The sequence below is a fragment of the Streptomyces flaveus genome, from assembly GCF_014647675.1.
GTDB classification, from domain to species: Bacteria; Actinomycetota; Actinomycetes; order Streptomycetales; family Streptomycetaceae; genus Streptomyces; species Streptomyces flaveus.
On record NZ_BMPQ01000012.1, the window covers coordinates 235,506 to 246,297 of the forward strand.

7 protein-coding genes are annotated in these 10,792 nt (G+C 71.0%); 6 read left to right on the top strand and 1 reads right to left on the bottom strand.

Annotated elements, in window-relative coordinates; genetic code table 11:
* The first annotated feature begins 71 nt into the window (after positions 1-71).
* Positions 72-3,947, top strand: a complete 3,876-nt coding sequence (locus IEZ21_RS24555) for a Pls/PosA family non-ribosomal peptide synthetase (protein ID WP_189324048.1) — start codon at positions 72-74, stop codon at positions 3,945-3,947.
* An 89-nt stretch (positions 3,948-4,036) separates the two neighbouring features.
* Positions 4,037-5,395, top strand: coding sequence for a M1 family metallopeptidase (locus IEZ21_RS24560; protein WP_246568105.1), 1,359 nt, complete (start codon positions 4,037-4,039; stop codon positions 5,393-5,395).
* A 372-nt stretch (positions 5,396-5,767) separates the two neighbouring features.
* Here the strand turns inward: IEZ21_RS24560 and IEZ21_RS24565 are convergent, their stop codons facing one another.
* Positions 5,768-6,490, bottom strand: a complete 723-nt coding sequence (locus IEZ21_RS24565; protein WP_189324050.1) for a FadR/GntR family transcriptional regulator — start codon at positions 6,488-6,490, stop codon at positions 5,768-5,770.
* A 172-nt stretch (positions 6,491-6,662) separates the two neighbouring features.
* Here IEZ21_RS24565 and IEZ21_RS24570 point away from each other — a divergent pair, with 172 nt between their 5' ends.
* From IEZ21_RS24570 to IEZ21_RS24585, 4 genes are all read left to right on the top strand, one after another.
* A complete protein-coding gene (locus tag IEZ21_RS24570; RefSeq protein WP_189324051.1) occupies positions 6,663-7,181 on the top strand; it encodes a gluconokinase in 519 nt (172 codons plus the stop codon).
* A gap of 64 nt (positions 7,182-7,245) precedes the next feature.
* A complete protein-coding gene (locus tag IEZ21_RS24575) occupies positions 7,246-8,640 on the top strand; it encodes a GntT/GntP/DsdX family permease (RefSeq protein ID WP_189324052.1) in 1,395 nt (464 codons plus the stop codon).
* A gap of 19 nt (positions 8,641-8,659) precedes the next feature.
* Positions 8,660-9,421, top strand: coding sequence for an SDR family oxidoreductase (locus tag IEZ21_RS24580; RefSeq protein WP_189324053.1), 762 nt, complete (start codon positions 8,660-8,662; stop codon positions 9,419-9,421).
* A 14-nt stretch (positions 9,422-9,435) separates the two neighbouring features.
* Positions 9,436-10,461, top strand: a complete 1,026-nt coding sequence (locus IEZ21_RS24585; RefSeq protein ID WP_189324054.1) for an L-idonate 5-dehydrogenase — start codon at positions 9,436-9,438, stop codon at positions 10,459-10,461.
* Positions 10,462-10,792 lie beyond the last annotated feature (331 nt).

The following is a 10,792-nucleotide window of genomic DNA, read 5'->3' on the forward strand; positions in this document are numbered from 1 at the left end:
GGACAACCCCAGGCAGACCTGCGGGCCCGCCAGCGCCCCGGAGGTTTCCGGGAACGAGAGGCGAGGTCGCGATGACAGCCATACACGAGAGCAGTGCTCTCGGTGTGCTCGACGCAGAGATCCGCGAACAGTTCGGCAATACGGCACGTTTCTCCGCGGGCCCCGCGGCCTCTCCCCGCACCCTTGTCGACGTCTTCGAGGCCTCCGTCCGCTCGTACCCGGACGAGCTCGCCCTGGACGACGGAAGTCGTCCCCTGACGTACCGGGCGCTGGCCGTCGAGGTCGAGAACCTGCGGCGACGCCTGAGCGCTGCCGGGGTCGGCCTCGGCGACCGGGTCGGCGTACGCGTCCCCTCCGGGACCAATGACCTGTACGTCGCCATCCTCGCCGTACTGGCCGCCGGCGCTGCCTATGTGCCGGTGGACGCCGAAGACCCGGACGAGCGGGCCGAGTTGGTGTTCGGCGAGGCCGGAGTACGGGCGGTCGTCGGGGCCGGGCACGAGCTGACCGTCGGCGAGAAGAGCGAGATTCCCGCCGCGCGGCCCGGTACCGAGCACGACGCCTGGATCATCTTCACCTCCGGCTCGACCGGGAAGCCCAAGGGCGTCGCCGTCAGTCACCGCAGCGCCGCCGCCTTCGTGGACGCCGAGGCCGAGCTGTTCCTCACCGAGGAGCCGATCGGGCCCGGCGACCGGGTCATGGCCGGGCTGTCCGTCGCCTTCGACGCCTCCTGCGAGGAGATGTGGCTGGCCTGGCGGTACGGGGCCTGTCTGGTGCCCGTGCCGCGTTCCCAGGTGCGCAGCGGCGCCGATCTCGGGCCCTGGCTGGTGGAGCAGGAGATCACCGTGGTGTCCACGGTGCCGACGCTGGCCGCCCTGTGGGAGCCGGAAGCCCTCAACGACGTACGGCTGCTGATCTTCGGCGGCGAGGCCTGCCCGCCCGAACTGGTCCAGCGGCTCGTGACCGAGGGACGCGAGGTGTGGAACACGTACGGGCCCACCGAGGCCACCGTGGTCGCGTGCGCCTCTCTGATGACCGGTGAGGAGCCGATCCGGATCGGGCTGCCGCTGAACGGCTGGGAGCTGGCCGTCGTCGACGAGGCCGGGGAGCCGGTGCCGATGGGCGCCAGCGGGCAGCTGGTGATCGGCGGGGTGGGTCTGGCTCGCTATCTCGACCCCGAGAAGGACGCGGAGAAGTACGCACCGCTGGAGTCGTTGGGCTGGAAACGTGCGTACCGCAGTGGTGACCTGGTCAAGGCCGAGCCGGAGGGGCTGGTCTTCCTCGGGCGGGCCGATGAGCAGATCAAGCTCGGCGGGCGGCGGATCGAGCTGGGCGAGGTGGACGCCGCGCTGCAGGCGCTGCCCGGTGTCCAGGGCGCGGCTGCCGCCGTGCGCAGCGCGCGCAGCGGCAATCAGCTGCTCGTCGGCTATGTGGTGACGCAGGACGGCTGGGACCACGCGAGTGCCGTCGAGAAGCTGCGCGCCGAACTGCCCGCCGCCCTGGTGCCGCTGCTCGCACCCGTCGACGAGCTGCCGACCCGCACCTCCGGCAAGGTCGACCGGAACGCGCTGCCCTGGCCGCTGCCCGAACTGGAGACGAGCGGTCCCACCGAGCAGCTGTACGGCACCGAGGCCTGGCTCGCCGAGCAGTGGAGCGAGGTCCTCGGCATCCCCGTGGGCAGCGCGCGGGACGACTTCTTCGCGATCGGCGGCAGCAGCCTGGCCGCCGCCCAGCTCACCACCAGGCTGCGCACCCGCTATCCCAGCGCCGCCGTGGTCGACATCTATCAGCACCCCGTGCTGCGCAAGCTGGCCCGGCATCTGGAGAAGTCCGCGCAGGGCGACGGCGCCGCCCGCGAGATCGCGCCGGTGCCGCTGCGGGCCAAGGTCGTTCAACTGCTTCTGCTCATCCCGCTGTTCACGATCCTCGGGCTGCGCTGGACCGTGGCGCTGGCCGCGCTCGGCAACGCCCTGCACTGGTTCGGCGCGTACCCCTGGGCTCCTCAGACTTCCTGGTGGGCCGTCGCCGCCGGGGCGGCACTGTTCTTCAGTCCGCCTGGGCGGCTCGCGATCGCGGCGGGTGGTGCCCGGCTGCTCCTGCGAGGCGTGAAGCCCGGTCGCTACCCCCGCGGCGGGAGCGTGCATCTGCGGCTGTGGACGGCGGAGCGGCTCGCCGAGTTCAGCGGTGCGACCTCGCTGACCGGGTCCTGGCTGGAGCGGTACGCGCGGGCGCTCGGCGCGAAGATCGGCCCCGACGTCGATCTGCACTCCCTGCCGCCGGTGACCGGCATGCTCAAGCTCGGCCGCGGTGCGGCCGTCGAGTCCGAGGTGGACCTGTCCGGGCACTGGCTGGACGGCGACCGGCTGGAGATCGGCCCGGTCAAGGTGGGCGCGGGCGCGGTGGTCGGCACCCGCGGCATGCTCTTCCCGGGCGCTCGCGTCGGCAAGCGGGCCGAGGTGGCCCCCGGCTCCGCCGTGTCCGGGCACATCCCCACCGGTCAGCGCTGGGCAGGCGCTCCCGCCGTCAAGCTCGGCAAGGCGAAGCGGGACTGGCCCAAGGAGCGCCCGCAGAAGGGGACGTACTGGGGAATCATGTACGGCGCCACCGGGTTCGCCCTGACGGCGCTGCCGCTGGTCGCGGGCCTTGCCGCCCTCCTCGTGGCGAGCGTCTTCGTCACTCCGGACGCCGGGCTCGGTGAGGCCCTGCGGGGCGCCGCGCTCGCGCTGGTGCCGGCGACGCTGACCTTCGGTTTCGCCTACGCTCTGCTCTTGCTGATCTTCGTACGGCTGCTCAGTCTGAGCCTGCGTCCGGGCACGCATCCCACGCACAGCCGGATCGGCTGGCAGGCCTGGACGGTCACGCATCTGATGGACCGCTCCCGCGAGGCGCTGTTCCCTCTGTACGCCGGGCTGGTCACGCCGGTGTGGCTGCGGCTGCTCGGGATGAAGATCGGGCGGGGCGCCGAGGTGTCCACCGTCCTCGCGCTGCCCAGCCTCACCACGGTCGGCGAAGGCGCGTTCCTCGCGGACGACACACTGACCGCTCCGTACGAGCTCGGGGGCGGCTGGATGCGGATCGGGCGGGCGGAGATCGGCCGCCGGGCCTTCCTCGGCAACTCCGGGATGACCGCGCCGGGCCGCTCCGTGCCGGACGGCGGCCTGGTCGGGGTGCTGTCCGCGACGCCGAAGAAGGCCAAGAAGGGCAGCTCGTATCTGGGGCTGCCGCCGGTGAAGCTGCCGCGTGCGACGAGCGACAGCGATCAGAGCCGTACGTACGATCCGCCCAAGCGGCTGCTGTGGGCACGCGGTCTGGTGGAGCTGTGCCGGATCGTCCCGGTGTTCTGCTCGGCCGCGCTGGCCGTGCTGACGGTGGCCGTGCTCAGCACGCTGGGCGCGTGGGCGTGGCTGCTCGGCGGCGTGGTGCTGCTCGGCGCGGGCGCGGTCGCCGGTCTGGTGTCCATCGTGGCGAAGTGGCTGCTCGTGGGCCGGCACCGGACCGGTGAGCACCCGCTGTGGAGCGGCTTCGTGTGGCGCAACGAGCTGGCCGACACCTTCGTCGAGGTGGTGGCCGTGCCGTGGCTGGCCGGTTCCGTGGCCGGTACGCCCGTGATGTCCCTGTGGCTGCGCGGGCTCGGCGCCCGGATCGGCAAGGGCGTATGGGTGGAGAGCTACTGGCTGCCGGAGACGGACCTGGTGACGCTGGAGGACGCCGCCACCGTGAACCGTGGCTGTGTGCTGCAGACCCACCTCTTCCACGACCGGATCTTGCGGACGGATACTGTGGTCCTCCGTGAGGGCGCCACCCTGGGCCCGGGCGGAATCGTTCTGCCCGGCAGCACCGTCGGAGCCCGCAGCACACTGGGACCCGCATCCCTCGTCATGGCGGCGGAATCCGTTCCCGACGACACCCGTTGGCTGGGCAACCCGATCGAAGCATGGCGTCCCTAGGCGCGGCCCGTACGGCGCCCGGGGAGGTGGCACCGGCACGTCGTACGAGCACAGGGCAGGGAGCGGACACAGCAGTGGCGCAGCGGACAGTGGGAGCGGACCCGTACTTCCCGGCGAACGGGGATGCCCGCTACCGGGTGCACCGGTACGAACTCGCCCTGGACTACCGTCCCGGCCCCAACCGGCTGTCCGGCACCGCCCGGCTCAACGCCATAGCGGGCCGGGCGCCGCTCGCCGAGTTCCTGCTGAACCTCGCCGACTTCAAGGTGGGCCGGATACGGGTCGACGGCCGGGCACCGCACTACACGCACCGGGGCGGCCGGCTCCGCATCCGCCCGGCGAAGCCGATCCGTGCCGGAGCCGCTTTCACCGTGGAGGTGCACTGGTCGGGCAATCCCAAGCCGGTACGCAGCCCCTGGGGCGGGCTCGGCTGGGAGGAACTGGAGGACGGGGCGCTGGTGGCCAGCCAGCCGGTCGGGGCACCTTCCTGGTACCCGTGCAACGACCGGCCCGCCGACAAGGCCTCGTACCAGCTGTCGATCACCACGCCGTCCGCGTACTCGGTCGTGGCGGGCGGCCGGCTGCTGACCCGGACGACGAAGGCCTCGACGACCACGTGGGTCTACGAGCAGTCGGCGCCCACCTCCAGCTACCTGGTCGGGCTGTCCATCGGCAAGTACCAGACGGTGCTGCTCGGCGACCCCGGCCTCGGCGGTGTGCCGCAGGCCGGGCACATCCCGGCGCATCTGCTCACCCCGTTCTCCCGGGACTTCGCGCGGCAGCCCGCGATGATGGAGCTGTTCGAGGAGGTCTTCGGCCCGTATCCGTTCGGCGAGTACGCGGTCGTCGTCACCGAGGAGGAACTGGACGTCCCGGTGGAGGCGCAGGGGCTTTCCCTGTTCGGCGCCAACCATGTGGACGGGGCGCGAGGTTCGGAACGGCTCGTCGCGCACGAGCTGGCGCACCAGTGGTTCGGCAACAGTGTGAGCATCGCCGACTGGCGGCACATCTGGCTGAACGAAGGGTTCGCGAAGTACGCGGAGTGGCTGTGGTCGGAGCGGTCGGGCGGGCGCAGTGCGCAGGCACTCGCCGCTTTGGCGCACCGGAAGCTGGCCGGGTTGCCGCAGGATCTCCAACTGGCGGATCCGGGGCGTAAGTTGATGTTCGACGATCGGCTCTACGAGCGTGGCGGGCTGGTGCTGCATGCGGTGCGCTGCGCGCTGGGCGACGAGGCGTTCTTCCGGATGCTGCGTGCGTGGGGGGCGCTGCACCGGGGTGGCGCGGTGACGACGGAGGCGTTCACGCGGCACGTCGCCAGGTACGCGGCCGCAGCCGAACCGCTGGACGACCTGTTCACGTCCTGGCTTCACGAGACGGCGCTCCCGCCGCTGCCGTCCGCCTCCGGCGTGGGGATTCCGGCCCGGCCGCCGTATCCGCCCACTACGTGAGCGCACTGTTTGAAGGGCGGTTCGTGGCTGCGGGTTGAGCGTGGCTGGTCGCGCAGTTCCCCGCGCCCCTTAGGTGCGTGGTGGGTCGGGGCCGCGGTCCGGTGCGTCAGCCCGTCGCCAACAGGGCATACGGCCCTTTGCTGGTACAGGGTCCTGGTCCTCCGAGACCGAAGCTACGCGACGGGCATAGGACGCACCGGCCCACGCCCCCTCCCGCCGGAGGGAAGCAGCGGGTTTCATCGTGGCTGGTGAACATGATGACGGCCGGTTCGGGGAGCGCCCCGTCAGGGGCGCGGGGAACTGCGCGACCAGCCACGACGCACCCGCAGCCGCGACACGCAGTGTCACCCCCACCCCCGTAGGCACCCCCGCTCAACCGCCGGAGGCAGGCGGCGGTGGGGCCAGTATGTCCAGCTCCTGGAGTGCGCCCACCGCGATCTCGCGGGTCAGTTCCTCCGCGCGGGCTGCCTTGCCTTCCCGTACCGCTTCCGCGACTTGGACGTGCAGGGTGACGGCGGCCGGGTCGGGGTCCCAGAACATGACCTCGTGACGGGTGCGGCCCGTCAGGACCTCGGCGACCACGTCGCCGAGGCGGGCGAACATCTCGTTGCCGGATGCGTTGAGGATGACTCGGTGGAAGGCGATGTCGTGGACGAGGTACTTCTCGAGCTGGTGGCCGCGTGAGGTGGCGACCATGCCCAGGGCGCACTCGGTGAGTTCGGCGCACTGTTCGGCGGTGGCGTGCTGGGCGGCCAGGCCCGCGGCGACCGGTTCGACGGCGGAGCGCAGCACGGTGAGCGAGCGCAGCTGGCGCGGGCGGTCGGCGCCCGCGAGACGCCACCGGATGACCTGCGGATCGTAGACGTTCCACTCGGAGGCGGGGAGCACGGTCACGCCGACCCGGCGACGGGACTCGACCAGGTGCATCGACTCCAGGACCCGTACGGCCTCCCGCATCACGGACCGCGACACCTCGAAGCGGTGCGCCAGCTCGTCGGTGCGCAGGACGCTCCCCGGCGGGTACTCACCCGCGGTGATGGCAGGACCGAGGCTCTCCAGTACATGGCCGTGCAGCCCCCGGCCCGGTGTGCTCATGGGGTTCAGCCTACGAGGCAGAACGCGGGACTAAAAAGTCAGACTTTTATGTCACAGACTCTTGAACTCGTATGACCTAATGGGTTTCAGTGTCGTCCACGGATGCGGCACGCGGCCTCGACGTACATCCCGTCGTCGACCGTCCGATGTCGAAGAAGACAGCGAGAGCACGATGAATCAATCGCGGTCCACCCATGTCGTCGTGATCATGGGCGTGGCAGGCACCGGCAAGACCACCATCGGTCCCCTGCTGGCCGGCCGGCTCGGCGTGCCGTACGCCGAGGGCGACGACTTCCACCCCGAGACCAACATCGCCAAGATGTCGGCCGGTACGCCGCTCACCGACGAGGACCGCCGGCCCTGGCTGGACGCCATCGGCCGGTGGGCGCACGGGCGGGCCGGGCTCGGCGGGGTGGTCAGCTGCTCGGCGCTGAAGCGGAGTTACCGCGACCGCTTGCGGGCCTCCGCGCCCGGCGTCGTCTTCGTCCATCTCACGGGTGACCGCAAGCTCATCGAGGACCGGATGGCGCACCGCAAGGGGCACTTCATGCCGACAGCGCTGCTGGACTCCCAGTTCGCCACCCTCCAGCCGCTCCAGTCGGACGAGGCGGGTGTCGCCGTGGACGTCTCCGGCAGTCCGGAGGAGATCACCGAGCGGGCCGTGACCGCTCTGCACGGCCTCGAGCTGTAACTCCCCCGAGAACCCCCTGAGCAGTAACTCCCCCTCCCCCCCAAGCCACTCAAGGAAAAGCACCGTGACCAGTCTCAGTGTCGAGATGCTGGCAGCGGACCCCGAGCCGATCACCTCGGCGGGTCACGCGCAGCTGGGCATCGCCGTTCTGGCGGGCATCGCCGTCATCGTCCTGCTCATCACCAAGTTCAAGCTGCACGCCTTTCTCGCGCTGACCATCGGGACGCTGGCGCTGGGCGCCATCGCAGGGGCGCCGCTCGACAAGGCCATCGCCAGTTTCAGCGCCGGCCTCGGCTCGACGGTCGCCGGCGTGGGTGTCCTCATCGCGCTCGGTGCCATCCTCGGCAAGCTGCTCGCGGACTCCGGCGGCGCCGACCAGATAGTCGACACGATCCTCGCGAAGGCGGGCGGGCGTTCGATGCCGTGGGCGATGGTGCTGATCGCCTCGGTGATCGGGCTGCCGCTGTTCTTCGAGGTCGGCATCGTGCTGCTGATCCCGGTCGTCCTGATGGTGGCCAAGCGCGGCAACTACTCACTGATGCGGATCGGCATCCCGGCCCTCGCGGGTCTGTCCGTGATGCACGGTCTGATCCCGCCGCACCCCGGCCCGTTGGTCGCGATCGACACGGTCAAGGCGGACCTCGGTGTCACCCTCGCCCTCGGCCTGCTGGTCGCCATCCCGACCGTGGTCATCGCGGGCCCGATGTTCTCGAAGTACGCGGCCCGCTGGGTGGACGTACCCGCACCCGAGAAGATGATCCCGCAGCGCACCTCCGACGACCTGGAGAAGCGTCCCGGCTTCGGCGTCACCATCGCCACCGTGCTGCTGCCGGTCGTGCTGATGCTGGCCAAGGCGCTGGTGGACATCGTCATCGACGATCCCGAGAACACGGTGCAGCGCGTCTTCGACGTGATCGGCTCCCCGCTGATCGCACTGCTCGCGGCCGTGATCGTCGGCATCTTCACCCTGGGCCGGGCGGCCGGCTTCACCAAGGACCGGATCTCGACGACGGTCGAGAAGTCCCTCGGTCCGATCGCGGGCATCCTGCTCATCGTCGGCGCGGGAGGCGGCTTCAAGCAGACGCTGATCGACTCCGGTGTGGGCCAGATGATCCTTGACATCTCCGAGGACTGGTCGATACCCGCCCTGCTCCTCGCCTGGCTGATCGCGGTGGCGATCCGGCTCGCGACCGGCTCCGCGACCGTCGCCACCATCTCGGCGGCCGGTCTCGTCGCACCGCTCGCGGCCGACATGTCGACCGCACACGCATCCCTGCTGGTACTGGCGATCGGTGCCGGTTCGCTGTTCTTCAGCCATGTGAACGACGCCGGGTTCTGGCTGGTGAAGGAGTACTTCGGCCTCGACGTCGGCCAGACGATCAAGACGTGGTCGGTGATGGAGACCCTCATCTCGGTGGTCGCCGGAGGCGTGGTCCTGCTGCTGTCACTGGTCATCTAGCGTCCTTAGGAGCACGGGCATGAGTCACCCTCTCTTCGACATCAGCGGCCGTACGGCCCTGGTCACCGGGTCCAGCCGGGGCATCGGCCACGCGCTGGCCCGTGGCCTCGCGGAGGCCGGCTGCACGGTGGTGCTCAACGGCCGGGACGCCACGCGCCTCACGAAGGCAGCGGCGGAGCTGCCCGGCGAAGCCGTCCACACGGCGGCCTTCGATGTCACGGACGGCCCGTCAGTGGCGGCCGGAATAACGGACGTCGAGGAGCGAGTAGGCCCCATCGACATCCTCGTCAACAACGCGGGGATGCAACTCCGCGCTCCCCTCCTGGAGTTCAAGGACACCGACTGGCACCGGATCATCGACACCAACCTGACGAGCGCGTTCCTGGTGGGCAGGGAAGCCGCCCGCCGGATGACGGAACGTGGCCACGGCAAGATCGTCAACATCTGCTCGTTGCAGAGCGAGGTGGTACGGCCCGGGATCGCGCCGTACGCCGCCACCAAGGGCGCGCTGAAGATGCTCACGAAGGGCATGTGCGCGGACTGGGGTCCGCAAGGAGTGCAGGTCAACGGGCTCGGTCCCGGCTACATCGAGACCGAGCTCACCCAACCCCTCGTCGACGACCCCGAGTTCAGCGCATGGGTGCGACGACGTACGCCCGCGGGCCGCTGGGGCCGTACTGAGGACCTGGTCGGCGGCCTGCTCTTCCTCGCGTCTCCCGCGGCGGACTTCGTGAGCGGGCAGATCCTGTACGTCGACGGCGGCATGACCAGCGTCCTGTGAAAGGGGCTCCCCCGATGCTCGGTTGCGTGATCCACGGTCAGGGAGACCTGCGGGTCGACGAGCTGCCACCTCCCTCCCCCGGCTCCGGCGAGGCACTCGTCGCCGTACGGTACGGCGGGGTATGCGGCTCCGATCTGCACTACTGGCGGCACGGCGGCGTAGGGGACTTCCGTCTGCGGGAGCCGATGGTGCTTGGGCACGAGGTGGTGGGGACGGTGGTCTCGTACGGGGCCGGGGGTGATGGTCCCGCGCCGGGTACGGCCGTCGCGGTGCACCCGGCGACCGCCTGCGGCTTGTGCCCGGAGTGCGTGTCCGGGCGGCGGAACGTGTGCCGGGACACCCGTTACCTCGGCAGCGCGGCCCGCACACCGCATGTGCAGGGCGGGTTCGCGGCCCAACTGGTCGTGCCTGCCGAGCAATTGAGGGCCCTGCCCGCCGGGCTTCCGCTGCGCCGGGCCGCGCTGGCCGAACCGTTGTCCGTCGCGCTGCACGCGGTGCGGCGGGCCGGTGACGTCTCCGGCCGACACGTCCTGGTCACCGGCGCGGGGCCCATCGGCTGCCTCGTCGTCGCGGCGGCGAAGGCGGCGGGTGCCGCGCGGGTGACGGTCACGGATCTGCTGCCGCGGGCGCTGGAGTTCGCGGTGGCGGCCGGGGCAGACGGGGTCGTACGCGCGGACGAGCCCGCCTCTCCCGGCCTGCCCGCGGAGGTCGACGCCGCGATCGAGGCCTCCGGGGTTGCCGCGGGTCTCGACACCTGCCTCCGGCTCGTACGGCGCGGCGGTGTCATCGTCCAGCTCGGCATGCTCCCGCCCGGCCAGACTCCCTTCGCGGGGAACCTCGTGGTCAGCCGCGAGCTCGAACTTCGGGGGTCGTTCCGCTTCGACGTCGAGTTCGACGAGGCGCTGGCGCTGCTCGCGCAGGAGCCTCGGTTCGACGATCTGGTGAGCGCGGTCGTTCCCCTCCGGGAGGCGGAGCCGGCGTTCGCCCTGGCTGCGGACCGTACGAAGTCCTGCAAGGTGTTGCTGGACTTCGAGGGGTAGGGGTCGTGTCTGGTGTGCGGGTGGGTGGGGGCGGGTTTTCTTTCCCCAGTCCCGCCCCTTCCCGGCTGTATCAATTTGCGGCTCCGCCGCGTGGGGGGGGCTGCGCCCCAGGCCCCCCGCCAGGGGGTGGTGGGTGACAGTCGTGTCGCGGCTGCGGGTTCGTTGTGGCTGGTCGCGCAGTTCCCCGCGCCCCTGAAAAGCAAAAGCCTGCGCCTGCCCGGGCGCCCCGGGGAAGCCCGCACCCCCAACCACCTGCACTTGCCCTCCGGCGGGAGGGGTCGTGGGCCGGTGCGTCGTATGCCCGTCGCTTAGGTTCTGTCTCGGAGGACCA